This is a genomic window from Citrobacter sp. RHBSTW-00859 (assembly GCF_013729795.1).
Classification (GTDB): Bacteria; Pseudomonadota; Gammaproteobacteria; order Enterobacterales; family Enterobacteriaceae; genus Citrobacter; species Citrobacter braakii.
Genome location: NZ_CP056284.1, coordinates 3,843,972 through 3,869,378, shown reverse-complemented (window position 1 = coordinate 3,869,378; position 25,407 = coordinate 3,843,972). Strand labels below are relative to the sequence as shown.

The 25,407-nt window shown below is 53.9% G+C and carries 42 protein-coding genes and 2 pseudogenes; 39 read left to right on the top strand and 5 right to left on the bottom strand.

Annotated elements, in window-relative coordinates; genetic code table 11:
* Positions 1-7 precede the first annotated feature (7 nt).
* The 5 genes from HV302_RS19490 to HV302_RS19470 form a co-directional block, all read right to left on the bottom strand.
* Positions 8-676 (bottom strand): AAA family ATPase, encoded by a 669-nt coding sequence (locus tag HV302_RS19490; protein WP_180260115.1) that lies wholly within the window; start codon positions 674-676, stop codon positions 8-10.
* Positions 676-1,347, bottom strand: a complete 672-nt coding sequence (gene exoX, locus HV302_RS19485; RefSeq protein ID WP_181626466.1) for an exodeoxyribonuclease X — start codon at positions 1,345-1,347, stop codon at positions 676-678. The genes HV302_RS19490 and exoX overlap by 1 nt, the downstream gene beginning before the upstream one ends.
* Positions 1,331-1,498, bottom strand: coding sequence for a hypothetical protein (locus HV302_RS19480; RefSeq protein ID WP_167513844.1), 168 nt, complete (start codon positions 1,496-1,498; stop codon positions 1,331-1,333). The genes exoX and HV302_RS19480 overlap by 17 nt, the downstream gene beginning before the upstream one ends.
* An 83-nt stretch (positions 1,499-1,581) precedes the next feature.
* Positions 1,582-1,782, bottom strand: coding sequence for a cell division protein FtsZ (locus HV302_RS19475; RefSeq protein WP_181626465.1), 201 nt, complete (start codon positions 1,780-1,782; stop codon positions 1,582-1,584).
* Positions 1,783-2,044: 262 nt separating this feature from the next.
* On the bottom strand, positions 2,045-2,737 hold the full coding sequence (locus tag HV302_RS19470) for an XRE family transcriptional regulator (protein ID WP_000506949.1): 693 nt from the start codon (positions 2,735-2,737) through the stop codon (positions 2,045-2,047).
* A gap of 128 nt (positions 2,738-2,865) precedes the next feature.
* On the opposite strand from HV302_RS19470, the gene HV302_RS19465 reads away from it, so the two are divergent.
* The 39 genes and pseudogenes from HV302_RS19465 to HV302_RS19280 all read left to right on the top strand — a co-directional run bounded on the left by HV302_RS19465 (position 2,866) and on the right by HV302_RS19280 (position 25,407).
* Positions 2,866-3,099, top strand: coding sequence for a transcriptional regulator (locus tag HV302_RS19465; protein WP_000795144.1), 234 nt, complete (start codon positions 2,866-2,868; stop codon positions 3,097-3,099).
* A gap of 41 nt (positions 3,100-3,140) precedes the next feature.
* Complete coding sequence (locus HV302_RS19460; protein WP_000426372.1) at positions 3,141-3,461, top strand: CII family transcriptional regulator; 321 nt, start codon at positions 3,141-3,143, stop codon at positions 3,459-3,461.
* Between the two features lie 3 nt (positions 3,462-3,464).
* Entirely contained in the window at positions 3,465-3,614 is a 150-nt protein-coding gene (locus HV302_RS19455; protein WP_016243550.1) for a hypothetical protein, read from the top strand.
* A 184-nt stretch (positions 3,615-3,798) separates the two neighbouring features.
* The gene (locus HV302_RS19450; RefSeq protein WP_021241755.1) at positions 3,799-3,963 is read left to right on the top strand and encodes a hypothetical protein; all 165 of its coding nucleotides are present in this window, start codon (positions 3,799-3,801) and stop codon (positions 3,961-3,963) included.
* Positions 3,950-4,840 (top strand): replication protein, encoded by an 891-nt coding sequence (locus HV302_RS19445; protein ID WP_000539346.1) that lies wholly within the window; start codon positions 3,950-3,952, stop codon positions 4,838-4,840. Before HV302_RS19450 ends, HV302_RS19445 begins: the two co-directional genes overlap by 14 nt.
* Entirely contained in the window at positions 4,837-6,234 is a 1,398-nt protein-coding gene (locus HV302_RS19440) for a DnaB-like helicase C-terminal domain-containing protein (RefSeq protein WP_047063806.1), read from the top strand. Before HV302_RS19445 ends, HV302_RS19440 begins: the two co-directional genes overlap by 4 nt.
* Complete coding sequence (locus HV302_RS19435) at positions 6,234-6,524, top strand: DUF4406 domain-containing protein (RefSeq protein WP_021241752.1); 291 nt, start codon at positions 6,234-6,236, stop codon at positions 6,522-6,524. Before HV302_RS19440 ends, HV302_RS19435 begins: the two co-directional genes overlap by 1 nt.
* 134 nt (positions 6,525-6,658) lie before the next feature.
* Positions 6,659-7,000: pseudogene (locus tag HV302_RS19430) on the top strand (ead/Ea22-like family protein); the annotation flags it as partial.
* A complete protein-coding gene (locus tag HV302_RS19425) occupies positions 6,997-7,191 on the top strand; it encodes a hypothetical protein (protein WP_181626464.1) in 195 nt (64 codons plus the stop codon). The pseudogene HV302_RS19430 and the gene HV302_RS19425, both read left to right, overlap by 4 nt.
* A gap of 59 nt (positions 7,192-7,250) precedes the next feature.
* A pseudogene (locus HV302_RS28650) lies at positions 7,251-7,523 on the top strand (dATP/dGTP pyrophosphohydrolase domain-containing protein); the annotation flags it as partial.
* A gap of 132 nt (positions 7,524-7,655) precedes the next feature.
* Positions 7,656-7,820: a DUF551 domain-containing protein gene (locus HV302_RS28645; RefSeq protein ID WP_410705849.1), complete on the top strand. Its 165-nt coding sequence runs from the start codon at positions 7,656-7,658 to the stop codon at positions 7,818-7,820.
* On the top strand, positions 7,820-8,104 hold the full coding sequence (locus HV302_RS19415) for a DUF4752 family protein (protein WP_181626462.1): 285 nt from the start codon (positions 7,820-7,822) through the stop codon (positions 8,102-8,104). Before HV302_RS28645 ends, HV302_RS19415 begins: the two co-directional genes overlap by 1 nt.
* The gene (locus HV302_RS19410; protein WP_181626461.1) at positions 8,097-8,435 is read left to right on the top strand and encodes a hypothetical protein; all 339 of its coding nucleotides are present in this window, start codon (positions 8,097-8,099) and stop codon (positions 8,433-8,435) included. The genes HV302_RS19415 and HV302_RS19410 overlap by 8 nt, the downstream gene beginning before the upstream one ends.
* 239 nt (positions 8,436-8,674) lie before the next feature.
* Positions 8,675-9,118, top strand: a complete 444-nt coding sequence (locus HV302_RS19405) for a recombination protein NinB (RefSeq protein WP_096890205.1) — start codon at positions 8,675-8,677, stop codon at positions 9,116-9,118.
* Positions 9,115-9,906 carry a hypothetical protein gene (locus HV302_RS19400; RefSeq protein WP_021241744.1) on the top strand — a complete coding sequence of 264 codons (792 nt, stop codon included), beginning with the start codon at positions 9,115-9,117 and terminating at the stop codon, positions 9,904-9,906. Before HV302_RS19405 ends, HV302_RS19400 begins: the two co-directional genes overlap by 4 nt.
* Positions 9,906-10,187 carry a DUF1364 family protein gene (locus HV302_RS19395; protein ID WP_021241743.1) on the top strand — a complete coding sequence of 94 codons (282 nt, stop codon included), beginning with the start codon at positions 9,906-9,908 and terminating at the stop codon, positions 10,185-10,187. Before HV302_RS19400 ends, HV302_RS19395 begins: the two co-directional genes overlap by 1 nt.
* The gene (locus HV302_RS19390) at positions 10,184-10,543 is read left to right on the top strand and encodes a RusA family crossover junction endodeoxyribonuclease (RefSeq protein WP_181626460.1); all 360 of its coding nucleotides are present in this window, start codon (positions 10,184-10,186) and stop codon (positions 10,541-10,543) included. The genes HV302_RS19395 and HV302_RS19390 overlap by 4 nt, the downstream gene beginning before the upstream one ends.
* Positions 10,540-11,223 carry a hypothetical protein gene (locus tag HV302_RS19385; RefSeq protein ID WP_181626459.1) on the top strand — a complete coding sequence of 228 codons (684 nt, stop codon included), beginning with the start codon at positions 10,540-10,542 and terminating at the stop codon, positions 11,221-11,223. The genes HV302_RS19390 and HV302_RS19385 overlap by 4 nt, the downstream gene beginning before the upstream one ends.
* A gap of 301 nt (positions 11,224-11,524) precedes the next feature.
* Complete coding sequence (locus HV302_RS19380) at positions 11,525-11,917, top strand: hypothetical protein (RefSeq protein ID WP_326928726.1); 393 nt, start codon at positions 11,525-11,527, stop codon at positions 11,915-11,917.
* Positions 11,911-12,852, top strand: a complete 942-nt coding sequence (locus HV302_RS19375; RefSeq protein ID WP_174335155.1) for a hypothetical protein — start codon at positions 11,911-11,913, stop codon at positions 12,850-12,852. The genes HV302_RS19380 and HV302_RS19375 overlap by 7 nt, the downstream gene beginning before the upstream one ends.
* Complete coding sequence (locus tag HV302_RS19370; protein WP_181626458.1) at positions 12,758-13,372, top strand: methyltransferase domain-containing protein; 615 nt, start codon at positions 12,758-12,760, stop codon at positions 13,370-13,372. The genes HV302_RS19375 and HV302_RS19370 overlap by 95 nt, the downstream gene beginning before the upstream one ends.
* A gap of 74 nt (positions 13,373-13,446) precedes the next feature.
* Complete coding sequence (locus HV302_RS19365; protein ID WP_021241738.1) at positions 13,447-13,779, top strand: phage holin, lambda family; 333 nt, start codon at positions 13,447-13,449, stop codon at positions 13,777-13,779.
* Complete coding sequence (locus tag HV302_RS19360) at positions 13,776-14,390, top strand: glycoside hydrolase family 19 protein (protein ID WP_181626457.1); 615 nt, start codon at positions 13,776-13,778, stop codon at positions 14,388-14,390. Before HV302_RS19365 ends, HV302_RS19360 begins: the two co-directional genes overlap by 4 nt.
* Before the next feature lie 207 nt (positions 14,391-14,597).
* Positions 14,598-14,942, top strand: coding sequence for an Rz1-like lysis system protein LysC (lysC, locus tag HV302_RS28385; protein WP_442780436.1), 345 nt, complete (start codon positions 14,598-14,600; stop codon positions 14,940-14,942).
* On the top strand, positions 14,923-15,108 hold the full coding sequence (locus tag HV302_RS19350; RefSeq protein WP_001567572.1) for a hypothetical protein: 186 nt from the start codon (positions 14,923-14,925) through the stop codon (positions 15,106-15,108). Before lysC ends, HV302_RS19350 begins: the two co-directional genes overlap by 20 nt.
* A 54-nt stretch (positions 15,109-15,162) precedes the next feature.
* Positions 15,163-15,783 (top strand): putative metallopeptidase, encoded by a 621-nt coding sequence (locus HV302_RS19345; protein ID WP_001567573.1) that lies wholly within the window; start codon positions 15,163-15,165, stop codon positions 15,781-15,783.
* A 31-nt stretch (positions 15,784-15,814) separates the two neighbouring features.
* Complete coding sequence (locus tag HV302_RS19340) at positions 15,815-16,288, top strand: DUF2280 domain-containing protein (protein WP_181626455.1); 474 nt, start codon at positions 15,815-15,817, stop codon at positions 16,286-16,288.
* Positions 16,289-16,313: 25 nt separating this feature from the next.
* Positions 16,314-17,930 carry a TerL protein gene (locus tag HV302_RS19335; protein WP_181626454.1) on the top strand — a complete coding sequence of 539 codons (1,617 nt, stop codon included), beginning with the start codon at positions 16,314-16,316 and terminating at the stop codon, positions 17,928-17,930.
* A 1-nt stretch (position 17,931) separates the two neighbouring features.
* Positions 17,932-19,401: a DUF1073 domain-containing protein gene (locus HV302_RS19330; RefSeq protein WP_181626453.1), complete on the top strand. Its 1,470-nt coding sequence runs from the start codon at positions 17,932-17,934 to the stop codon at positions 19,399-19,401.
* A 70-nt stretch (positions 19,402-19,471) separates the two neighbouring features.
* Positions 19,472-20,005: a phage head morphogenesis protein gene (locus HV302_RS19325; protein ID WP_181627481.1), complete on the top strand. Its 534-nt coding sequence runs from the start codon at positions 19,472-19,474 to the stop codon at positions 20,003-20,005.
* Positions 20,006-20,113: 108 nt separating this feature from the next.
* The gene (locus HV302_RS19320; protein ID WP_181626452.1) at positions 20,114-20,305 is read left to right on the top strand and encodes a hypothetical protein; all 192 of its coding nucleotides are present in this window, start codon (positions 20,114-20,116) and stop codon (positions 20,303-20,305) included.
* A 67-nt stretch (positions 20,306-20,372) separates the two neighbouring features.
* On the top strand, positions 20,373-21,644 hold the full coding sequence (locus HV302_RS19315; protein WP_181626451.1) for a DUF2213 domain-containing protein: 1,272 nt from the start codon (positions 20,373-20,375) through the stop codon (positions 21,642-21,644).
* A gap of 11 nt (positions 21,645-21,655) precedes the next feature.
* Complete coding sequence (locus tag HV302_RS19310) at positions 21,656-22,159, top strand: structural cement protein Gp24 (protein WP_181626450.1); 504 nt, start codon at positions 21,656-21,658, stop codon at positions 22,157-22,159.
* Positions 22,160-22,170: 11 nt separating this feature from the next.
* A complete protein-coding gene (locus HV302_RS19305) occupies positions 22,171-23,118 on the top strand; it encodes a DUF2184 domain-containing protein (protein ID WP_181626449.1) in 948 nt (315 codons plus the stop codon).
* Positions 23,119-23,163: 45 nt separating this feature from the next.
* Positions 23,164-23,574 (top strand): hypothetical protein, encoded by a 411-nt coding sequence (locus tag HV302_RS19300; RefSeq protein ID WP_181626448.1) that lies wholly within the window; start codon positions 23,164-23,166, stop codon positions 23,572-23,574.
* Positions 23,546-23,956, top strand: coding sequence for a DUF4054 domain-containing protein (locus tag HV302_RS19295; protein ID WP_155027390.1), 411 nt, complete (start codon positions 23,546-23,548; stop codon positions 23,954-23,956). The genes HV302_RS19300 and HV302_RS19295 overlap by 29 nt, the downstream gene beginning before the upstream one ends.
* The gene (locus HV302_RS19290) at positions 23,953-24,465 is read left to right on the top strand and encodes a hypothetical protein (RefSeq protein ID WP_181626447.1); all 513 of its coding nucleotides are present in this window, start codon (positions 23,953-23,955) and stop codon (positions 24,463-24,465) included. Before HV302_RS19295 ends, HV302_RS19290 begins: the two co-directional genes overlap by 4 nt.
* Positions 24,465-24,869: a head-tail adaptor gene (locus HV302_RS19285; RefSeq protein ID WP_181626446.1), complete on the top strand. Its 405-nt coding sequence runs from the start codon at positions 24,465-24,467 to the stop codon at positions 24,867-24,869. The genes HV302_RS19290 and HV302_RS19285 overlap by 1 nt, the downstream gene beginning before the upstream one ends.
* The gene (locus HV302_RS19280; RefSeq protein ID WP_136698461.1) at positions 24,862-25,407 is read left to right on the top strand and encodes a phage neck terminator protein; all 546 of its coding nucleotides are present in this window, start codon (positions 24,862-24,864) and stop codon (positions 25,405-25,407) included. The genes HV302_RS19285 and HV302_RS19280 overlap by 8 nt, the downstream gene beginning before the upstream one ends.

Here is a 25,407-nt window from a genome sequence, read left to right as displayed (position 1 = left end):
CTCAAAGTTACAATTCGGTCATAAATTCGGTGATAGCCACGTCTACGGCGTGGAGGTCGTTGTCCATTTCCGTCTGATCAGGGAACAGGTCAGGCGGCGCTTTGGCGGTGTCGTTGTCATCGCCTTTGATGAGAAAAACGTGTTTGCCGTCTTTCTTGATGGCGCGCAGCACGATGGAGAAATAGCCCTCTGGCGTCAGCTTTTCGTTAAGCATCTTCCCGGTGGTCTTCATGCGGATCTTTCCCTCGGTCTCTTCGGTGTGAGCCAGGAAATAAACACGGAAGTCGTCCGGAAGTTCGGTGGCCGCCATGATGATTCGCCAGATGTGATCTGCCATTTCGGTGAACTTGGCATAGCCGGTCTGGTACGCGCGGTTCATGTTCTCGTGCTGCATGACCACCTGGAAATCGTCGATGATCAGGACGCGGCGCGTTTTCGACTGCACCATGCGATAGATGGTGTCCAGCACCGTTTCCCAGTTATCCGAGCGCAGAACGTTACCGCGCTGTTTGCTTCCGTCTGGCAGCTGCTTGCCGTGAAGTTTCCAGCCCGCAGACTTGAACGGCAGCATTTTGGGGATGCACTGGAGCAGCATCACATCGTCCGGATTGAAGTTGCGCAGGCTGTAGGACTTGCCCGCGCCAGAGTCACCGAGGATCAGCACTGGAGTACCCATCATTTACCCCCGTTCAGCCAGTGTTCAGCCGTAAACAGCACGTCTTCGTCGTCGCTGTTGGCAACGAGCCAGCGCAGGTAACCCGGTTCTGTTTTTGCCAGCTCTGCGAACGAGACGCCTTTATGCTTACCGAAGCGGAGCGCATGCAGCAGGGAAGGGTTATTGGAAATGGCGCGCATTTCGCCCATCGTCCATTTCGCCAGGCGGCCCATATAGAGCAGCAATTCGGCGGTGACGTAGCAGTCATACAGCGCTCGGTGAGCGTAAAGCCCTTCTGGTACTTCCGGTTTCAGCCCGAGGCTGTAACGCAGGTACTGGTTGCTGTGGCTCTTGTGCTCCGGCAGGAGCGAACGCGCCAGCTTGGCGGTGCAGAGCCATGGAGCGTTCATTGCGGGAAGCTTGGCTTTATCGAACTTCGCGTTGTGGGCGACGTATGCATCGGCACCCATATAGCGGCCAATTACTTCACTGAGCAGCGGCGCGCCTTCCACCATGTCTTCGGTGATATGGTGAATCGCCATGGCCTCAAAACCGATCGCCACGCCTGGCTTAACGAGGTCGCTCATTGGGTTGCAGATCACCCCGTCGACAATATCGACGCTGGCAATTTCCACCACGGTTTCCGGGCCGCCTTCCAGCCCAGTCGTTTCGGTATCAATGACACGCAGCATTGTTAATCCCCTGTGTTCTGTAATCACAAACTGCATCGAAGTGCGCGAGCTGGTGGGCGATGGCCTCAAGGTCAGCTGGCGATAAGTGGTACATCAGGCACAGCAACGCGATAAGGTTCATCGCCTGCTGCTGTTTGGTCGTAGCCTGCATATCCATTCCTCTTAAAAAGGTTGTAAGAATCCCGCCGCTGAATAAGCCGACTGTTTGTTAAATTTGGTTTTACTGATTCCCTGCTAATGGATGGCAGGTTTACCGTGCTGGTTGAGATAGACTTCTATCTCTTCACTAGTGATTCGCAGACGTTCGAACAAAGTGAACAGATACAAGCCTTTTCCTACGTTTGCTGAAGCACGGTATGTGCGCCCCTGATACTTAACCAACATTCCAGGTAGAACACTGTTTCTTGGTAATGTTGTTGTGCCGTAATTAGCCATCTCATCCCCTTGCCGTCTTCCCGGCTGCCAGAACTTTTACCCGGGCATTCGCGTTTGAATGCGTTGTTTGGATGAGCTAACAATAGCTAAAGCGATTATTTGAGTCAATCGCTTAAACGATAATTTATTTAGCTAAAGCGATAATTTTATGATTTATAAGATTATTTATTTGATTGGGAAATGTGCGATGAAATGATATTAGCGAAGGAATTGGGGGAATTTTAATCAGGTCAGGAACAATAAAAAACCCGGCAAGCCGGGTTTATGCGAAGCGCTTGTACTCTATTGATTGTCTTAGTAGCACTTTAGCCATTACGTAGAACTGATCTTCGTCTTCTGACTCAACATACCATTTCTCGTAGATAGGGTTGTCTGAGATGACAGCAAGCCGATCTCTTTGCATCTGAAGTCTTTTGACGTGCAGAGTTTTTCCGAACACAAATACGTAAACGCCATCACCATCAAAATGAGTCACGCCAGTATCAACAAAAATTTGATCTCCTGGTGAGATGGTTCCATCCATGCTGTCGCCGTTAACAGTGATAACTTTTACATTATCTGCGGGGCGGTTTCCGAAAAGTGCGCGAGCCTGTTCAGTTGTGTATTCGATTGCTCTTATGGTTTCGATAAAATCACTGGTAACTAGCGAGCCAGGACCGGCGCTGGCCTTAACGTCAAGCACATCCACGCGGTAAACCTCATTCATAACTGGTTTAATTTGGCATAGCGTGTTTGCTTCGCGAATGCCAGATTCCAACATCTCACCTTGCCCCGTTGAAAGCCATTCAGGACGCACACCCAGAACAGATGCGATCTCTACTGTTTTTCGTGAGCCGTTCGCACCTTTAAGTAACTTATTTACGCTGGACTGAGCCATGCCTACATCTTTCGCCAGCCTAGCCTGCGTGTATCCAGCGACGTCCATTGCGTGCCCTAAGCGTTCTGAGAATCCCATAAAAGCCTCTTTTTAAGTCCTCTTTAAATAGTATCGCCAAGGCGATTGTTTGGCAAAGAATCGCATAGGCGATTGACAATCGCTAAAGTGATATACATAATCGCTTTAAACTGATAGCTGAGGTGATTATGAAGAACCCCGCAGTAGAAAAAGCGATTGCCCTTGTCGGTAGTCAGAAAGAGTTAGCTAAACGCTGTGGAAAGGCTCAATCAACGATCTGTGATTGGTTGAACGGGAAGAAGCGTATTTCTCCTGTTCATGTCCCAGACCTTGTTAATGCCGTTAACGGAGAGATTCAGGCATACGAATTTCGGCCTGATCTTCCATCCATTTTCCCACATCCAAATAACCACGCCATTTAGTCAAACCAGTGGCGTAACTCACTTTATGAGGATTATCACCCATGGAGAACGCAATCGCACGAAAGTTAGACCCGCCAGTTATCAATCCGGTTGAGATCGAAAGCGTCCTGCTCAACCGGCTTGCATCAGTGGGCCAGAAGTCTTACGCCGAGCATATGGGCATCAGCGAGTCGACAGCCAGCAGGCGTAAAGCCGAAGGGCATTTCAGCACCATGGCGAAAGAGCTGGCCTTCCTGGGGATTCAGGCCGCACCACCGGAAGCAGTGCTGGTATCGCGTGAATATCTGGCCTCAGTCGAAACGCTCGCTGATATCGGGCTGAAAGCCGAACGGGCAAGGCCGGGGCCGCTGGGGTGGGATTAAACCATGAACCATATCGAATTCATCGAAAAGCATGTGCGTGAAGAACTGCTGAAGCTCGGTTTCTCTCTGGGTGTGGCTCAGGGGGGGGGCGTTCCAGGCTATCGACATGTACAAGCGCATGAGCCAGGCAAGCAGAAAGGGGAAGATTTTTGATGATGTTTTACGGCACGCAAAACTGAGGGCGGAGAAGCAGCAGTTACCCGCTGACCGCTTTGAGAAGCGAAAAGTTAAACGGAACGCCCAGCCGGGCCTGTTCTGAAAAGGCGAAAGCCGCTGTGCACGAACACAAGCGGCTCTCAGGTGCAACAAACGTCAGTAAATTGCGAGGTTAATTCTAATGCCAAAGCGCAAAAAGTACCAGGAAAATGAGGAACGACGCCTTCAGGATTCCCCTGACGGGCTGGTGGTTGCCGCGTCAAAAAACAGGGCGTTCGCCGAACGTCTTGTTGGCGTGATCCGTCTGGCTCTCGCTACGTCGGGAGTGAAAAATGGGCGTCGTTAAGTTAGCAGACTACAGGCCGCCGCTGGAGGTCGTGGAGCATCGCGTGGCGCAGCTGGAAGATGGTTTTACTCGTGTTGCTAATGAGCTTCTCGATGCTGTCATGGCATCCGGACTAAGCGAAACAGAGCTGTGTGTCGTCCTCGCTGTTTGGCGCAAGACGTACGGCTACAACAAGAAGATGGACTGGGTTAGCAATGACCAGCTTGAGCAGATGATTGCCAAGCATCACACACACTGTTCGACTGCAAAAAATCAGCTTGTTGCCAAAAAAGTCTTGGTCCAGGAGGGGCGTAGCGTGGGTATGAATACCAGCATCATCGAGTGGAAAACAAAGATTAACGGATTCTGCAAAACATTAGCTAAACCTGCTAAGGATTCTTTAGCGGAAGTTGCTAATAAAAACTTAGCTGAAAGTGCTAAGGAAACATTAGCGGAAGGTGCTAAGGATGATGGTGAAACCTTAGCAGAATCTGCTTTTGAAACTAAGCAGGATCTGCTAACCACAAAAGACAATATACAAAAGACAATAAACAATACCCCCCTACCCCCAGAGGGGGAGTGTGTCGGGCAGGAAGAAAAACCTGTCACAAAGAAAACTCAGATCGACTACCAGGCGGTGCTGTCTGCATACAACACCACCCTGGGAGACCGCCTTCCCCAGGCAGAGGCACTAAACGACAAACGTCGCCGTGCTATCAAACGCCTGCTGACCGAACTGAAAGAGCCAACCGTCGAGGCGGTGGAGAATTACTTCGCCGCTTTCGCTGAGCGAGCACCAAAGTTTTACTTCGGTGAGAACGACAGAGGCTGGCGCGCCAGTTTCGATTATCTGTTGCGCTCTGACACCCTGCTGAAAACCAGGGAGAAAGCGCTATGACCGACATGAACATGATCCCGCAGAACATCGAAGCCGAACAAAGTGTGCTGGGCGGCATGATGCTGGATAGCGGTAGCGATCGCTGCCAGACCGCCATGTCGATGCTCAAACCAGAATCGTTCTACATCCGCCCCCACCAGGTGATTTTCGCCGAGATGCGGGAGCTGGCAGCCAACCAGAAGCCTATCGACCTGATCACCCTGATTGAGTCGCTGGAATCTAAAGGGCTTGGCGAGCAGGCTGGTGGCTTCGCTTACATGGCCGAGATATCCAAAAACACTCCCAGCGCGGCGAACATCGTTCACTACGCCATGCTGGTGCGCGAGAAAGCCATGGAGCGTTACGGCATTGACAAGCTGAACAGCGCCACCGAGCTGCTGTATTCCCGCAACGGGATGACCACCAGCCAGAAGTTTGACGCTATTCAGACCCTGTTCACTGATATCGCTGACTACGCGAAAACCGGTAACCGCCGGGGGCTCCGCGAGTTTTCGGAAGTGATGGGCGACTGGGTGGACGAGGTGGAAGCGCGCTGGAGCGACTCAGACGCAACGCGTGGACTGTCGACGGGGATTGGCTCGCTGGATGACCTGCTGCAACCGAAAGGACTGGTTAAAGGTGCTCTGATGGTGATCGGCGCACGTCCGAAGATGGGTAAAACCACGCTGTATAGCCAGCTGGCCGTCAACTGTGCCGAAGTTGAGCAGCTCCCCGCGCTGATGTTTAGCCTCGAAATGCCGGATAAGCAGATTGTGGAGCGCATGATCGGGCAGGTCAGTCGCGTGAATACCGACGTGTTTTATGGCGATCGGTACGACGACGCGCAGGTGGCAATGGCTTTTGCCGCTGGTGGACGTCTGGCCCAGACCGGAAACCTTTACGTCGACGACACGCCCGGGATCACGCTGGCGCACATCGTCGCAGAGTCACGCCGCATTAAACGCGAACGCGGCGCTGTCGGCATGGTGCTGGTGGACTACCTGACCCTGATGACCGCAGACAAGGCTGACCGTAACGATCTGGCCTACGGGATTATCACGAAGGGGCTGAAGAACCTGGCGAAGGAACTGAACTGCATCGTGGTGCTGCTTACCCAGCTGAACCGTGATCTGGAGAAGCGCACTAACAAACGCCCGATGCCGAGTGATTCCCGCGACACCGGGCAGATTGAGCAGGATTGTGATTACTGGATCGGCATCTACCGCGAAGGCGCATACGACGAAAACGCAGATCAGGCGGCTACCGAATTGCTGTTGCGCCTGAACCGCCACGGCCCGACCGGCGTTGTGTATTGCGACCAGCGCAACGGTGCGATCTACGACTGTGACCAGGCTGCTGCTGAGCAGAAACGCCGCGCGAATGATGCCAGACCCAACAAAAAGAGGGAATTTTGATGAAAATTTACATTGCTGGGCCAATGACCGGCATCCCGAAATTTAACCGCCCTGCGTTCCATTTTGAGGCTATGCGCCTGTCGTCGGAAGGCCATGTGGTGTTAAACCCTGCGACGCTTCCCGATGGCCTGAGCCAGCCAGAGTACATGGATATTTGTCTCGCGATGCTCCGCTGCGCTGACGGCATTTTCCTGCTGTCCGGCTGGCAGAACTCCGCAGGCGCAAAAGCGGAACACGCTCTGGCTCAAAAGCTGGATCTGGAAATCATTCATCAGGAGAGTGCGGTATGACCAACAAAACTAAAGAACTCGTAGCTGCCGGGCATGCGCTGGCGAAAGAGCTGCATTGCGCTGAGTCTGCCGCACTGGTGCGTGAACTGGCTACGCAACTGGATGTGCAGCGTGCTCGCGCTGATGTGTTGGCTGACGCAGAGAAGCAGAACGCCGAGCTGAAAGACGAGAACGAGTACATTCGGAATCGCTTCAAAGAGCTTGATCGGATGTTCGGTAAGAACCTGATTGTCATGCAAGCGGCTGTTATCGACTGGCGCACCACCGGCGACGCCAAGAACGGGATGGCATGGATTTTTAACACCCTGCTTGGTCCTGGTGAGCTACCCAACGAGGACGAGAAAGACGCTCAGGCCTACTTTGACCGCGAATACGCGCCACTCGACAAAGAGTTAATGGAATTGCACCAGTGGTTTTGGGAGCGCCATAAGCGCATTGAATCCAAAGGTACTGTTATTCAGGAGGCTGCCCAGTGAACGAAGTATTTGTATTGATCAAGATAACCGCGATGGTCATTGGTATTTCTGTCGCTGTGCTGGGGCTGATGTCATTCGTGATGTGGCAAAACCCGTTTCGCTTCATCAAACCGATGTTTGCCGTAAGGGTTTTGGTGGCGTTAGTAGCATACGCATGGTTCCTTTGCTTTATTCCGGGGGCATCACAATGAACAGGAACACCATCAATATCGGCGAGTCAGCATCATCGGCGCAATTACGCAGGTTGATACGTGATCGGCACGCTGCATGGTCACAGGAAACCTTTGGGGATGTTGGTCCAGTCGGTCCGCTGAAACACCTTGCGAAAGAAGCGCTGGAGGCCGCCGCCGCGCCAGATGATTTATCCGAATGGGCGGATCTCCAGTTCCTCTTGTGGGATGCCCAGCGGCGTGCCGGCATCTCTGACGGCGAAATCACAGCAGCGATGGAAGAAAAACTGAAAGTGAATATGGCGCGCCAGTGGCCTGAACCGAAGGACGGAGAGCCGCGCCAGCATATCCAGAACGATTGGCAGAGTTGTAACCATCTTCTCCCGATTGGCGAGTTACTGAAGCGCCTCAATGAGCAAACGGGCGAAGAGTGGGTAAGCACTACAGATTTAGACTATGGGAAATGGGTGAGATGTAGTGATCGCATGCCAGCAAAAAGGGTAAATGTTCTCGTTTCCGATGCTGGTGGCAACAAATTTATTTGCTGTCATGAAAACGGATTTTGGCGCGATTTTAGGGTTGGTTTTAGTCGCTATGAAATCATTCACTGGATGCCACTGCCAGCAGCACCGCAGCAGGAGGTGATGTGATGAACTCTTTCGCGAAATACACAATTATTGACTGGATTGTCCTCTTTCAGGTGGTGCTCATCTGGTTTTTTATGGCTTACAGGGCAGGGAAATGGATTTTCGGCATAGCACTTCGCAAAGGCTGGCGGTGGTGGAATCGTAAGGATGAGAAGTTGCTGGCTTTGGATTCCTTTTACGAGGCGTTTAACCTTGGGGATATCCAGCCGGGGAATGCCATGGTGGTCACCACTGAAAGTGGTATGACTATTCGCATCCACAAGCCAAAGGGGCCGGATAATGGCTAAAACCGCCGCTGAACGCAAAGCTGCCCAGCGCGCCCGGCAAGCCGCAGCTGGTGGGCGTAAATTTGAGCTCATACTTGATACGCAGGAACTGGAGATGCTGGAACGTAATTGTGTATTACGCCGCCCAGGGCGAGCGCCGTATGAAATGAGCGAATACGTCGCAATGCTGATCCGCCAGGACGATGCCCGCGTTCGTGGTCGCATTAAGTCAATCAGCGCGAACCGCTGCGGTAAATGCGGAGATGCGCTGCCGGTTAAGTCGTGTCCGTGCGACGGTGATTCGCAATGCTGGGTTACGCGTGGTTGGCACGAAACCAAATTGACGGCGTGACATGTCACAATGTAATCAATAACATACAAGCCTCTTCGGGGGCTTTTTTGTCGGCGTTAAATTGCTTTTGCCACAATGCCCAGCCATAATATCCCTGTCAGCCTGAACAACTGACACCCGGACATTCGCGCCACGGAGAACACCATGGCGCAGCACCACCAGCTTAAACACAATCGCCTGACGTTATCCGACGTCAGAGATTTGTCGTATCTGTCGCTTAACCTCTTCGGGGGTGACGCGTGAGCCAACAATTCCACCTCGTTAACGAAAGCGTTAAGCAGAACGCTATCAACTACATTCGTCAGTTGCCAGTCGACAGTAAGCGCCCGCTGATACTCGACGTCAAAGAGTCGACGCGCACCGCTATTCAAAATCGCAAGATGTGGCCGCTACTGAAAGATCTTTCCGACCAGGTTCTCTGGTTCGGCAATAAATACGATTCCGACGACTGGAAAGACCTCATCACCGCGCTGGTGGCGAAGACCAAAAAGCAGGAACAGCGAATGGCCCCCGGGCTTGATGGCGGCGTCGTGATGTTCGGCCAGCGCACCAGCAAAATGACCATTCCCCAGATGGTAGAGGTCATCGAGGCGATTTACTGGTTCGGCACCCAGCAGGGCGTCACCTTCAGCGAACAATCCCGCAATGAAATCGAGTGGGCAAAGCGTTGGGGTGAAAAATGATTACTCACTTCCATGGAACCCCTATTTGGGGGGATTCAGGCTCAGTCCACCGAATTGCCGTAACCGGGGCTGGTGCATTTGTCTCTTACGCCCGACCAGATCAGTTAGCCGCTTCAATTAACCATGCAGTAGAGGTTGGAATTGATAATGGTGCTTTCTCGGCATGGAAGCGTGGTCTCGTTATTGATTGGGTCCAATTCTATCAATGGTTGATCAACTGGTATCACCATCCGAAGGTTAAATTCTTCGTTATCCCGGATGTTGTGGAAGGCGGGGAAGAAGATAACGACACTCTGATAAAGCAGGTGCCATCAATGTTCAAGGATAAGGCGGTTCCAGTATGGCACTTGCATGAGAGCATTGATCGCTTAGTTGAATTGTGCCGAAACTGGCCGCGAGTATGCTTTGGGTCTTCTGGTCAATTCGCAGTTATTCGAACCCGCCAATGGCATGCACGTATGACTGAAGCGTTTGAGGCAATTTATTGCCGTCATAACTTCAGGACGCTGATTCATGGTCTGCGCATGCTCGATGGAAGGGTGCTGGGAAATTACCCATTAACAACAGCAGATAGCACAAATTTAGCCTGCAATGTTCCCAAATTCGACAAAAAATACCCCGAACTAACCCGTGCGATCCGGGAGGCAGATTACTCAAAAGGTTTGAGTGAGAAAGAAGTAAAAGCACTCGTCTTGCGTGGAAGATGCGCAATCATGAAAAACACCATTGAATCAGTTCTGCCACCAACTCCAGAGCGGTGGGCATCCTCGTATCGGGAGGCAGCGTAATGGCTATCTACCGTAGCAAAAAATGGCTCGCTGCTGTCGGAAAGATCGAGCAGTGCGTGTTATGCGGTTCATGGGGGACGCAGGTAGCACATCGCAATGAAGGCAAAGGCATGGGCCTGAAAGCTGATGATTGCGCCACGGCGGCGATCTGCGTTTGCTGCCACGACAGCATCGACAACGGAAGCAAGCTATCGCGCGACGAACGTCGCCAGCTTATGGACCGCGCTATCGTTCTGACCGTTATCCAGATAGCCCGCCTTGGGCTGGTGGTGCCAGCATGAAAATTTACGACATCACCACGATCGGCAAGCCCCGTATGACCCGCGCCGACAAATGGAAAACACGGCCTGCGGTCATGCGTTACCGCGCATCCTGCGATGAAGCACGTCTGCGCAAAATCAATCTCCCTGAGTCCGGCGCGCATATCACCTTCGTTATGCCAATGCCCCCGAGTTGGAGCAAAAAGAAGCGGGAACAGCTCAACGGCAAGCCGCACCAGTCAAAACCAGACTGCGACAACATGCTTAAAGCACTGATGGATGCCCTGTTTGATGATGATTCCAGTGTCTGGGATTGTCGCATTACAAAGCTATGGGGCGAGAAAGGCCAGATCATCATTCGGGAGAACGGACAATGACACGCAACGACATTAACAATTACCAGAAAGCGTCTGTTGAGCGTACCAACCCGCAAAACGCCTGGGTGACGCTAGCAGCAGCTCCACGCAGATCTTACCTGGGGAAATACCGCCGACTTACACCATCGCAAAGCCGTTGGGTTCGTTCGTTGCTGAACCACTGGGGCGGCATGTACGGTGGCAGCGGAACAGAGCACCTTTCTGGTGGCGGTGGTATGTGGTCAATGATATTGACCGGCTGGACTGGCGAGCAGCAGGAGCGGATCGCTACCGTGCTGTCTGGTCTGCGTAAAATTGGCTATACCGGCGATGCGTTGTTTGAGCAGGCGAAAGCCATCATCTGGCCGAAGAAATCACTTTCTGACCTGATCGGCAACGCCGGGGATCAAGAGGAAGCTGCATTCATGGAGGCTATCATCCTGAAGTCCTTCAAGCCGGGTAATCCCGTGTATGAGATAGGGAAGGACTATTACACCTGGCGGAAAACCATCAATGGCATGGCACGATGGATGCAGTATTACTACGCGCCGTTTCTGACCGAAAAGCAATGTATTGACCGTGTGCGCTGGTGTATTGAGTTGTTCAACTCTGCTGTCTTCTTCACGCTAAAAGATGAATTAGGCTTCGAAAATGCAAAAACTTGCGAAAAAGACTTGAAAACGAGTTTTGAAACTGCATAATTCAGATATGCTCGGACGTCAAAGGCGAAAGAGCTTACCCACCAGCGGAGATGCCTTGCGCGGAGCGGTGGGAACCACATTTAAGCCCTTGCAGAAATGCAGGGGCTTTTTTATTGGCTCAATGCCACCGGGTGAATAACGTATGTACACGGCGATCATCTGCGCTTCTGGCCCGTCCCTTACTCCCGTTGACTGTCAAATAGCTGCACGCTCAGGGCTTCCTGTGATAGCGGTTAATTCATCGTGGCGAGCCATACCGGAATGCACCCACATTTACGCTGGCGATCTGCGCTGGTGGGATGTGAACATTCCCGCGCTGCCCGATGGCCCCGAACGCTGGTCATGTAACCGGAGAGCACACACCCGATACGGAGTGAACCTCTTCCCGACAGATACCAGCGGCACATTCAATTCGGGGCAGAGAGCGATCCTGTTTGCTCACTGGCTCGGGGCCATGCGCATCATCCTGCTCGGCTTCGATTGCTCGATCTCAAACGGTAGTCACTGGCATGGAGATCACACCGCCCTTGATAATCCGACAGCAGCTAACGTGAAGCGCTGGCATAGCGAGTTTGCCAGGGTTGCGGCGCAGCTGCGTGGAAACGTCAATATCATCAACAGCAGCCGCCAGACGGCGCTTAATTGCTTTCGTCGTTTACCTCTTGAAGCGGCGATCAGCGAGGTTACATGCTGAATTCTCCGATTTACATTGATGGCATGCTGGGAATGGGAGACACCATTTACCAGCGCGCTTTCGTCAAACAGCTGCCTGCGGGGACATTCATTAAGACGGCATGGCCGGAACTTTACGAAGACCTGCCAGTTAAAGCTGTCCGAAGTGATACCACTCTGAGAACGCAGCGTAAAAATGAGTTTCGCAGCTCCGCAAAGTTTTATCTGCCGCCATCGCCACGCCAGACGAAGCGAATATTTTACGGCCCGGATGATCTGCGGCGCGGTTCGATATTCGATGCCATGCGCCGCCAGTTCGGCGTAACGCCAGCAGCGCTTGATTTGCCATCCTTTGGCCCGGCGCAGTTTACGCACCAAAAGCCGATCGCCGTTATCCGTCCGGCAACGGTTCGTTCTGAATGGCGTAGCGACTCCCGAAACCCTGACCCCGATTACCTCCTGCGCGCATCGAGAATCCTGCGGCAACATTTCTGCGTGATTAGCGTTGCGGATTTGCAGGACGGGGAAGAGTGGCTGGTGGGTGAAGAACCAGAGGCGGATCTGAAAATGCACGCTGGCGAGCTCAATATCAAAGAGCTGATGCGCCTGGTTGAGCATGCCGCTGTCGTGATTACGCCTGTTGGCTGGGCGCTGCCCGCTGCCATTGCGTACAAAACACCTGTTTACGTTGTCGCTGGTGGGCGCGGTGGGCATAACGCTCCCGAAATAGTCACCGATCCGGCGATGGATTTATCCCGTGTTGGCTGGGCTATCCCGGACAATTATTGTCGCTGCGAAGCGTGGGATCACCATTGCGACAAACGCATCTCCAACTTTGATTCAAAATTCGAGGCCTGGCTGAATGAAGTCGTTTTATCAGGAACTGAACAGCGGGCTGGTATTCCTCCCGGAGCTGGGCATCGGTCGTTATCCGGTTCCAGCGTCACGCCCGTATGACGAGCAGTATTTCGCGAAGTATCAGCAGCTGGCCGACACCGAAACGGGCAGAGCCTTAACGCAATCCCGTATTGAGTTGGTGGCGCGCCATTTTCACGGTCCTGTTCTCGACGTTGGTATCGGTGCCGGTCAGTTCGTCTCTACCCGACCGGGAACGCTTGGGTATGACGTTAATCCGGCTGGTATCACCTGGCTGAACGAGCGGGGCGCATTCGCTGACCTCTACGCCAGTCAGTGGCGCGCGCTGACGATGTGGGATGTACTGGAGCACATCGACGAGCCGGAGCTGGCGGTACAGCAGGCTACAGAGTTTGTTTTCGTGTCGATCCCCATTTTTACTGATGCCGGAGACATTCTTCGCTCGCACCATTTCAGGAAGAACGAGCACATCTGGTATTTCACTGACGACGGTATTAAGCGCTGGTTTGCTGAGCAGGGCTTCAAATGCGCCGAACAGAACACCATCGAATGCCAGTTAGGGCGCAAGGGCGTCGCTTCGTCCGCTTTCCGCCGCGTTTAGTCCCCTCTTAGCCCATTGCATTTGGGTTTATTCCAGTTTCGCACACAGCACCCGCAAACAGGCGAGGTGAACCTATGAATAGCTCTCACGGGATTTTTGAACAAACCATGAAATGGATCGCGCTATATCTGCCGTCAGTTTACGCCGGGTTATGCGCTCTGGGCATCTCCGCGCTTATCGACATACGCGCAGGGAAGCCGAAACTCTACACCGCCACTGGCGCGCTAATCTGCGGCATATTCGCGCTGGCTGTTTCCGCATTGCTGGAATACCTGGGGCTGCCTGCTAATTCAGGGGCATTCGTTGGTGCGCTCGTCGGGTTTGTTGGAGCGGACAGACTGCGTGACATGGCGCTCGCTATCGTTGCCAGACGCGCCGGAGTTGGCAGCACTGAGGAAAATAAATGAATCAATCTCAATTTCAAATGGCGGCTGGTATCAGCGCCGGGTTGGCTGCGCGCTGGTTTCAGCCAGTAGATGCGGCGATGAAAGAATTTGGCATTACAGCACCTGCGGATCAGGCCATGTTCATCGCTCAAGTCGGTCATGAGTCAGGTGGCTTTAGCGCTGTAGTTGAAAATTTGAACTACACACCATCTGCGCTGGTGGCGACCTTCGGAAAGAGGATCACACAGCAGCAAGCTGATGCGCTTGGCAGAACAACCGAACACGCAGCCCGCCAGGATGCTATCGCCAATCTGGTGTATAGCAACCGCCTGGGTAACAAAGCGCCAGGCGACGGTTGGAAATATCGCGGCAGAGGGTTAATTCAAATCACTGGCCTCGACAATTATCGCACCTGCGGGGCGGCGCTGAAGTTAGACCTCGTTACTTCACCTGAACAGCTCGAACAGGAACTTCAGGCAGCACGCTCTGCCGCCTGGTTCTACACATCCAAAGGGTGCATGACCTACGGTGCCGATATTACTCGTGTTACGCGCATCATTAACGGCGGCCTGAATGGCATTGAGGACCGTAAGATCCGCTACAACAAAGCGCGGGCGGCGCTGCTGGTATGAAAATGAGTTATTGGGTGCTCATAGTGACGTTTATCGCCTGTATTGCAGGCGGTCTTGTCTGGTCAGCGGATCACTACCATGGAAAATTCCTGGAGGCACAGCGTCGCGCTGACGATGCAGAACAGCGTGCTGATTCCTCTGAGACAATCACCGCGAATGTCCTGCGCACCGTGGCAATAACGAACATCATTCTGGAGACAAACCAACATGCTAAGCAGCAGATCGCACTGGAGTCACAGAGAGCCGAGAACGATATCAAAGCTGCTGTTGCGGATGATGATTGTGCTGTTCGTGTTGTGCCTTCTGGCGCAGTTAAGCGGCTGCACGAATACGCGAACAGTCTACGTGCCGGTTCCGGTAGTCCCGTTACCAGACAGCCTGACGGCTGAAACACCGCAGCCAGACTTACCCGACCCGTTTACGTGGGGAGCAAGTCTTGACCTGAATGTCGCATTGCTGTCAGCGCTGGCGCAGTGCAACAGGGATAAGGCTGATATCAGGATTTTCGAGAACAACAGGGCAGGACAAACCGATGGCACGATTAAACGTTGAAGTTATCCCACCAGACAGCGAGGTGCTGAACGGGATTTTTGCAGAGATTGAGCGCAAATATGCGCGTCAGCCGCTGACGCCAAAAGTAATTGATGAAATGCAACGCGAAGCGACGCGCCTTGTACGGCGAATGATAACCACAAAGGTTACGTTCGTCCGGGACTGACATTACAGAAGCCCTTCACTGAGGGGCTTCGATAATGGAGCACTGGGATTATTCATGAACAGACCACACCCACCAGCGCATTTTACGATGCCACCTGACCCGAAGCCTTACATCAGCATAATGCCCGCCATTGACGTTGGCGAGTGGCTGAATCAGCACATCCTGAGCGATGAGGGTGACCTCTACAACCCTGACCACCAGCATTTGCTTGAAGCGGATCTGTGCTTTCTCTGGGCGTCGAACACTTTCGAGAAGAAAGGGCGGTCCGTGCTGGGGCAGGCGGAAGAAGTGGCAATGCGGGCTGGAGGCTGGCAGAAAGCGCGGATGGAGCAGCAGATGTATGAATGGTTCGGCAGGGTGCCGCAGTTCATCATCACGCTGGCCGCCGATTACTGCTCGCAATGTTCCGATCTGGAATTCTGCGCGCTGATAGAGCACGAGCTTTATCACATCTGCCAAGCGACAGATGAATTTGGTGCGCCGAAGTTCACGCAGGAAGGGCAGCCAAAGCTGAAGCTGCGCGGCCATGACGTGGAAGAGTTTGTGGGCGTGGTTCGCCGTTACGGTGCGAGCCGGGACGTGCAGGAAATGATTGATGCGGCGAATCAGCCAGCGGAGGTTGCTCATCTCGATATTGCCAGAGCGTGCGGGACGTGCATGCTGCGACTGGCTTAAATACTGGACTGTATAAGACGAATGGTGATTTATGGCTGCATTAAAACCTGATGTGAAAGCCTTCATCATTCAGTCGCTTGCGTGCTATGACACGCCATCGCAGGTGGTCGAGGCTGTCCAAAAAGAATTCGGGATCAGGATCACCCGCCAGCAGGCTGAATCTCACGACCCCACGAAGGCCAGCGGTAAGACGCTCGCCAAAAAGTGGATCGAGATGTTCCACGCGACGCGCGAACGGTTCCTGACCGAAACCAGCGACATTCCGATCGCGAACAAATCATATCGCCTCCGGGTGCTTGACCGCATGGCTACCCGAACGGAAGGGATGAAGAACTTCTCCCTGACGGCCCAGCTGATCGAGCAGGCAGCCAAAGAAGTTGGCGATGCCTACACCAACCGGCTCAAAGTTGAGAGCACCGGCAAAGACGGTGGGCCAATCAGAACGGAAACCGTGTCGTTGTCTCCGCAGGAGGCTGCCGAAGCCTATAAAAAATTCCTGGGCTGAGAATGCAAATTAGAGGAATGCTCCTGTGCCGATCCCGTTCCCTTTCGATTTCCACAAACCGGACTACAACGCCGTGTTTGATTGGAGAATGGAGAGGCTGGAGCGGATCAGGAAAACCCCTGAAATGCTTCCAGCCCTTCGTCAGTTTTATCGTACTAATCCGGCCCAGTTCATCATTGACTGGGGTATGACGACGGACCCGCGAAACCTCGACTACGGACTCCCGGCTACCATCCCTTTTTTGCTGTTCCCCCGTCAGGAGGAATGGATTAACTGGATCATGGACAGGCGTTCCAGTCTTGAACATGGACTGACGGAAAAAAGCCGTGAAATGGGGCTGAGCTGGACCTCTATCGGCCTGGCCTGTTCGTTATGCCTTTTCAATAAAGAAATGGTGATCGGATTCGGCTCCCGCAAAGAGGAATACGTCGATAGCACCGGCGACCCGAAAGCCCTGTTCTGGAAAGCTCGAAAATTTGTCGAACTTCTTCCGGTAGAGTTTCGCGGTTCATGGGATGAGAAAAAGCATGCGCCTTATATGCGCGTGGAGTTTCCGGAAACCGGCGCAGTCATTAAGGGCGAGGCTGGCGATAACATCGGTCGTGGCGACCGTACCACGCTTTATTTCGTGGATGAGGCGGCTTTCTTGCAGCGTCCATTGCTCATCGATGCCGCGCTTTCCCAGACAACCCGCTGCCGTATAGACCTCTCTTCGGTCAACGGCATGAGTAACCCATTTGCTCAGAAGCGACACAGCGGGAAAATCCCGGTGTTTACGTTCCACTGGCGCAGCGACCCGCGCAAGGACGATGAGTGGTACCGCAAGGAATGCGAAAAAATAGATAACCCGGTCATCGTCGCCCAGGAACTGGACCTGAACTACCAGGCATCTGCTGAGGGTATCCTGATCCCTTCTGAATGGGTGCAGGCTGCTGTCGATGCGCATATCAAACTGGGCATCCAACCGAGCGGCCAACGCCTTGGCTCAATGGATATCGCTGACGAGGGGAAAGACAAAAACGGCTTTTCTGCCCGTTATGGTTTCCTCCTGCAGAGTGTCCACGAATGGTCTGGCGAAGGGAGCGACATATACGCTTCCGTCGTGAAATCGTTTGGTTACTGTGACGATTACGGCCTCGATGAATTCCGTTTCGATGAAGATGGACTCGGCGCTGGTGCGCGCGGCGATGCTCGCGTGATAAACGAGCTCAGGCAGGCTGAGGGTCGGGGAACAATCACTGCTACGCCCTTCCGTGGTAGCGGCAGTGTTTTCGATCCGGAAGATGAAGCAGTTCCTGGCGATAACGGTAAAGCGGCGCGCCTGAATAAAGACTTCTTCGCGAACGCCAAAGCACAGAGCTGGTGGCATCTCCGCAAGCTGTTTCGTAACACCTTCCGCGCGCTGCAGGGAATGGACTACAACCCTGACGAGATCATTTCAATAAGCAGCGAAATAGAGAACAAAGACCGTCTGCTGATGGAGCTTTCACAGCCCACATGGTCGAAAAACGCCGTCGGAAAAATTCTCGTCGACAAGCAGCCGGACGGCACCAAATCACCGAACCTCGCGGACGCAGTAATGATCAATTACGCGCCGATGGATTCCTCTCTTGATGTTTGGGCCAAACTGGCCGGAGCGTGACATGTCCCGAAAGAAACGCCAAAACGGCGCACAAAAGCCCGTTGCGACAGCTGACGGGTATAACAACTTTAAAGCCAAACTCGGCAATAACACTCAGAACATCCAGACCGGCGGCATGTACATGCCTGGGTATATCACCCGCAACCGAGTGATGCTGGAGTTCGCCTACCGCTCATCTTTCCTGGTGGGTGCTGGCGTTGACTCTATGGCTGATGACATGACCCGCAAAGGCGTGTCGATCACGTCTAAGCTGGAACCGGGGCAGAAGGGGAAAGTCGACACTTTCTGGGATGATCTCGCTATCTGGGACGGCCTCAACGATACGTTGAAATGGTCGCGCCTTTACGGCGGCGCGCTGCTGGTGGTGCTGATCGAGGGGCAGGACATGTCTACCCCTCTGAAGCTGGACCGCATCAAAGAGGGGCAATTCAAAGGCGTGATGTGCCTCGACCGCTGGATGGTTAACCCGAGTTATTACGATCTGGTGACTGATTACGGCCCCGAGTTCGGTAAGCCGAAGTTCTACAAGGTGATCACCAATCAGCAGGGAATCCCACCCTGGAAAATTCACCACTCCCGCCTGATCCGCATGGAGGGCGATTCATTGCCATTCCAGCAGGCTCAGACGGAGAACGGCTGGGGCATGTCGGTAGTTGAACGAATTTTCGAACGCATTGAGGCGTTCGATACCGCGACTGTCGGCACCACGCAGCTGATCCATAAAGCGCACCTGCGAACGTACAGCATCGAAAAGCTGAGGAATATCCTCGCCACTGGCGGCGACCTCGAAAAAGCGCTGATGAAGCACATGGACATGATCCGCGAGTATCAGACCATCGAGGGCATGACCATCATGGATGCCGCCGATAAGTTCGAGACACACAGCTACTCGTTTGCAGGTATCGCAGATGTTTTACTGCGCTTCGCAGAACAGGTATCAGGCGCGACGGGCATCCCGTTGGTCCGCCTGTTCGGCCAATCGCCAGCAGGCTTTAGCACCGGTGACGGCGATCTGGAGAACTACTACAGCCGCGTGAACTCGCTGCAGGAACGCCGCCTTCGTCGCCATATTCGCTGGCTGATGGAAATCTCGTGGCGCTCCCTCTTCGGTGAGCCGCTGCCGGAAGATTTCACTTTCGAGTTCAACAAGCTCTGGGAAATGTCGGACACAGACCGTTCGACGATGGCAAGTAATGTGACGACCGCCCTGGCTACCGCCGTTCGTGATCTGAGCATGCCACCAGCCGCCGCCCTGAATGACCTCCGAAATCTTTCTGAGGTCCTCGGCATTGGCGGCTCAATCACCGACGAGGATATTGAAGATGCGAAGTCCCAGTGGCAGGAGGATGAACCTGAAACCATCCCAGCGCCGCCGATCGGAGATCCAGTATCGAAAAAGCCTGTTGGCGATAGCAAACCAAATCGGGCAAATAGTCGATGGTTCCTACGATGGTTCACAGGTAAGCGCTGACAACATATCGAAAACGCTGGTGGACTACTCCGAGGTGATCAGCGACTGGGCCGAGCAGGTCGGGCGCAGGATGTTCATTCAGGTCGAGCGGGAAGAATGGAACCAGTGGCGATCAGTATCTGAGGAAATTGGCGCAGGCCTGCGTGATGTAGTGGGCAATACGCCCGTCGGGCAGGTGGCGCAGGATATCGTTTACCGCCAGATTCAGCTGATGAAATCCCTGCCGCTGGAAGCCGCCGATCGCGTGAAGGATATCCAGCAGCGCGCAATGCAGGCGGTGGTTGCTGGTGAGCGTCCAGAACAACTCTACGAGATGATTATGGCCTCTGGCGATGTGGCAGCCAGCCGGGCGCAGCTGATAGCCCGAACTGAGATTGGCCGCGCTACCGGCGCGCTGACTCAGGCCCGAGCGCTATCTGTAGGTTCGGAGGGCTACTGGTGGCGCATCCACGGCGCAGGCACGCGCAAATCTCATCGCGGCATGAAGGATAAATTCGTGCGCTGGGATGACCCTCCCACGCTCGACGGCATGACCGGCCACGCTGGATGTCTACCGAACTGCGAGTGCTGGCCGGAAGTGCAGGTGCCAGCGCCGAGGAAGTAAGAGCGTTTATGAAAGATAAACTCCTCTATTCGTTGTTTATTCCCCGATTGCTTCAAGGGGTGGTGTTGTAGATTGGCAATTCCAATAACCGCAATTTAGGGGATTTAAATGACTGACTGGTTCGTTTCTTATACGGCTTATGATGCCGAGTTCAATCCGATGAAGCATGGCGTTCAAATTCTACCATTTGACTCCGCAATGTCAGCGTCGGATGTGCTTGCTGCAATTGATAAGCAGCTTTGCGCTGATTTTGATATCAACCCTAATTATCTGCAATACAACGCATTTAACCGAGTTTAAAACACATTCTCGTACCAAGGCCGCCACTGAGCGGCCTTTTTATTGCCCGCAATTCAGCAGGTAACTCATGAAATATTTCTTCACCACACGCCTGGGCGAAACTCGCTACCTACAGGCGGACGGCTCGCTGCTGTGCAAAGACGTTCCGATCGCCCGAACAGGAACGCAGGTCTACTTACCGGAGGAAATCGACCTCGAACCCGACGCCAGCGGTACTGTTACGGTGTGGCGAACGGAAGACGAGGTGTTTTCCACTGAGACAATGGCGAGCTTTGAGGGCGTGGCCGTCACGTTGGGGCATCCGGAAGACGACGCCGGAAACATCGTTTTCGTTAATCCTTCCAATTTTTCTGATCTGGCCCACGGACACATTCAGAACGTCCGGCGCGGCACCGGTGATAAATCGGATCTGCTCATTGCTGACGTGCTGATTAAGCGCCAGGAAGCAATCGACGCGGTGAACTATGGCCTGACCGACGTCAGCTGCGGCTATGACGCGCAGTACAAACAGCTGGCACCCGGTAAGGGCAAGCAACACCAAATCACAGGTAACCATCTGGCCGTCGGCATCGACCGTGGGCGCGCTGGTGGCCGCTGTGCAATCGGGGATTCCATCCCATCAACCAAAAAGGAGAAGCCTGTAATGTCATGGCTTAAAAAACTGGCTCAGGCCATTAAGACGAAAGATGAGGATGCACTCGCAAAACTCATCGATGAAGCGCCGGATATGCCGTCTGATGGCATGACTTCGATCCCCGGTTCCTCTATCACTATCAACATTCCTTCACAGGCTACGGCCTTACCAGAAGGGAACCGCACCACTACCGATGAAGATGATCCGAACAAAGGTAAAACCGGCACGGGTGATGAAGAAATTCCAGCCTGGGCGAAAGCGTTGCTGGTCCGCCTGGAAAAGCTGGAGGGTAAAACCACCGACGGCGACCCAGACCCGAACAACATGACTGGCGACGAAGACGCAGAAGAAGACCGCAAAGTAACGGGGGACGCTGCGTTTAAACGCAACCTGATCGCCGATGCGGAAATCATCTGCCCGGGCTTCCAGCCAACCGGTGACAAAGGTCTGAAACGTCAGGTGCTGAGCCACGCGATGCGTACCGGCGACAGCCTGAAATCGTTCGGTGTGAGTGATTTCGCCAAAGCGCCAAAAGCAACGGTAGATGCCGTGTTTACTGCGGCGCTGGCACTCAGCAAAGCGAAAAATCACCTCGCACCGCTTAACCAAGGAACCCGCACCACTGACAGCGCAGCCAGCACCAAGCACCTCTCCCCGGCAGAACTGAACAAGCTCAACGCCGAATTCTGGGCCAAAAACAAATAAGGTAAATCATCATGGCAGGTACTGCATATTTAACGCGGATGCCCCTGGGCATTGCCGGGGGCGTTACCCGTCCTCGTGATCTCACCATTGAACCAGTGACCCTGGATCACTCAAAGCAGTTCGCGTCGTACGGCCTGGCCGGTAAATACGTGAACGATAAATTCGTTCCGCTGGAGTCTGGCGACACCATCAGCAAAGTGAAAGGGATTCTGGTCCGTCCGTTCCCGATTACCTCGACGGCAGATCTGGCGTATATCGGCGTGAACGTGAATCAGGTCGGCGACAACCTCAAACGCGGTTATATCTGCGTTATTGCTACCGCAGGTAACGCGACAAGCGCGAAGAAAGGCGATCCGGTTTACGTTCGCGTGGCTGGTGGCACCACTCAAAGTCCGGTTGGCTCTTTCGTCCTGTCTCCGGACTCCACCGCATCAAACACGCCTCAGCTGACAAATGCAGAGGTCATGGGGCCGGGTAGCGCCGACGGCCGTATCGAAATTGCATATAACATCTGAGGGAATAATTAATGTTTACAATTGATAAGGCGACCATTGACTCCTCCGGCGCGTTTCTCGTCGGGGAGCTGGAGCGCATGGATCAGACGCTGAACATGCCGCTGACCTCCGTAAAGTGGTCACGCGACATGCCGCTGCGTAGCGATATTTCTATCGCTGATGAAGTGTCATCCTTCACTAACACCGATTTCGTCGGCGTTGGTGGTCCTAACCCTAACGGTAAAAACTGGATCGGTAAAAAATCCACCGCCGTTCCTGGTATTGAACTCGATATCCAGCCGACTCGTAACAATCTCACCCCATGGGGGCAGGAAATCGGCTGGACGGTGCTGGAACTGGCCTCCGCGCAAAAGCTGGGCCGCCCTGTTGACGTCCAGAAATACGAAGGCATGAAGTTGAAGTGGGCGATGGACACCGACGAACAGGTTTACATCGGTGATACCGAACTGGGCGTTCGTGGCCTGCTGAACCTGCCGGATGTTACCCCAGTGGCCGCCGCTGCAGCGTGGACCGCAACCACCGATCCGGATGTGATCGTTCAGGATATTAACCTCGTTCTGTCCGATGGCTGGGTTCGCTCTGGATACGCGGTGTGCCCGGCGAAAATCGGTCTGGCTCCTGAGCTGTTCGGCCTGCTGGCGAGCAAAAAGGTTTCCTCCGCAGGGAATATCTCCGTACTGGAATACGTGAAGATTAACACCATCGCGTTCCAGGAAAACGGCACACCACTGGAGATCGTCTCCATGAAATGGGCCTCCAGGCGTGGCGCTGGTGTCGCGCATCGTATCGTCGCTTACACCCAGGACGAAAAGTACGTTCGCTTCCCGATGGTTCCGCTGCTGAACACCCCGCTGGAATATCGTGGGCTGCAGCAGTTGACCACTTACTACGGCAAGCTGGGCCAGGTGGAAACTCCGTATTCCAATACGATCTCTTACCTGGACGTTCCGGCGGCCTGACCTGAAACAGGCGGGGAAACCCGCCGTTTTTTATGGAGCATTAACATGAAATACGTTGTTTCTGGTGGCGCAACCCTGAGCTTCGCTGACGGCACTAAATTTGAGCTGTTGCAGGGTATCTATGACGGTTCTTTCTTCCCCGGTAACGTAAAAGATCACTGGGCCTTTAAAGCCTACGCTAAGCCGCTGGACGAATCTGAACTGGCGGAAGAACAGAACGCCGAAGACCTCGCGGCAAGCCTGGTTCTGCTGGCCGAGGAAAATAACACCCTGAAAGCGCAGCTGGTGGTTCATGAAAACACCATCACTGAGCAGGGTAATGAAATTACCAGCCTGAAAGCGCAGCTGGATGCAGCGTTGGCAGCTGCAGGCGGTAAACCTGCCGATACCACGGACAAAACCGAGAACACCGGTGGGGACGCGAAAAATGCCAAAAAACAGCAGGCTTCCAACTAACGAGCAGTTCCGCACCGACTTCCCCGAATTCGCCGACACCACCCGCTACCCTGACCCCTCAGTAAATTTTTATCTGGGGCAGGCGGACACGCTCCTGAATCAGGACGTGCTCGGCGATCAGTTCGTCTATCTGGCTGAGCTTTTCACCGCCCACTATACGGAACTGCGTGGGAAAACACTTTCTGCGGCGAGCGCTGGCGGCGTGAACAGTAACGGATCTGCGGGTGTCGTGTCCTCCAAATCGGTGGACAAGGTATCTGTGAGCTATGACACCACCGGCGTTATTAATCCTGACGCTGGTTTCTGGAACAACACCGCCTACGGGCGGGAGTTCTACTGGTGGTGGTCTATGTTCGGCGCTGGAGGGAGACAGCTTCTGTGAAAAGCGGACTGACGGTTACCACGGATAATTCTGTCGCGGTGCTGGAATCCCTTCGGCAGCTTTCCGGTATGGATGTGCTGGTGGGCATCCCGGCAGATAGTGCGTCTCGTGAAGATGGTTCAAAAATCAATAACGCTGAAATCGGCTACCTGCAGTCGACTGGGGCAACGGTTGAAATCGACGGGACAACCGTCACGCTACCACCGCGCCCGTTTCTGGATATGGGGATCGAGGAATCGAGGCCCCGCACCACAGAACACCTGAAAGCGGCGGCCATTGCGGCGCTGGACGGTAAACAGGATGCGGCTATGCGTGAACTGGAAAGCGCCGGGCAGATCGCGCGTGATGCCTCTAAAGCCGTTATTAGTTCAGGCGATCAGTTACAGCCCCTTTCCGAGGCAACCATAAAACGCCGTCGGGCTTCAAAACCCCCGATTATTGATGACAAACCCCTGTGGGCCCGCGGTTACCTGCTGCGCTCCATCAACTACATCGTGAGGTCGAAATAATGCCGTTTCTCGATGTGAGTGAGGTTCTACTCGATCCTGATTTCGCTGATGACACTCTGGTTTGCCACCGGCAGATACAGACGGTCGACAGCGATAATTTCCCGACCAACACCCCGCAGGATATCCCGTTTATCGGGGTGGTGACCGTAGACCGCTCTCTCGAAGCCAAACGCATGGCAGCCGGCCAGAACATCAACGGGGCGATCCTGATTTTGACGCAGTTCCGGCTGACGCAGGGACAGCCAGAAACGGACACCAACCCCCGACTGGATGCTGATGTGGTGACGTATTGCGGCCGTGAATATCGTGTGACGTTCGTTGACCCGTACACCCGCTACGGTGCCGGTTTTGTGCAGGCCCATTGTGAGCTGATGGATTTCGACGGAGGGACGCCAGTTGAGTAACGACAGCACCGCGCGCGGCTACCTGACACCCGTCGGGGAAGGCCCAAAGTATGACGAAGAACTGGAGCGGGAAATCAGCCGGTGGATTCGTGGCGTGTCGGGGTTGCCAGCGAAAGTTGTTTTCTCTCGCTGGACCGACCCTCAGCCGCTTATCCCGAAGAACGGAGTCACTTGGTGCGGTTTCGGTATAACCACCGTCCCGCAGCCGTTAAGCCAGTCTGATGTTCAGGTTTCGGATGAACAATCAGAGCAGTGGACCTGGGAACAGGTCACGGTGATTTGTTGCTTCTATGGCCCTCTGGGCTCCAGCACCGCATCAACATTCCGGTCGGGGATTTTCGTAGAGCAAAATAATGCCGAACTGAATCTATCCGGCCTCTCGCTGGTGGATGCCGGGACCATCTACAACCTGCCTGAACTCATCAACAACCAGTGGGTAAGGCGGTACGACCTCACCATCACGCTGTCCCGCAAGAACACTCGCACCTACAACGTCAGGACGCTGGAAGATGCGCCCGTTTCATTTTTCGGAGACTAA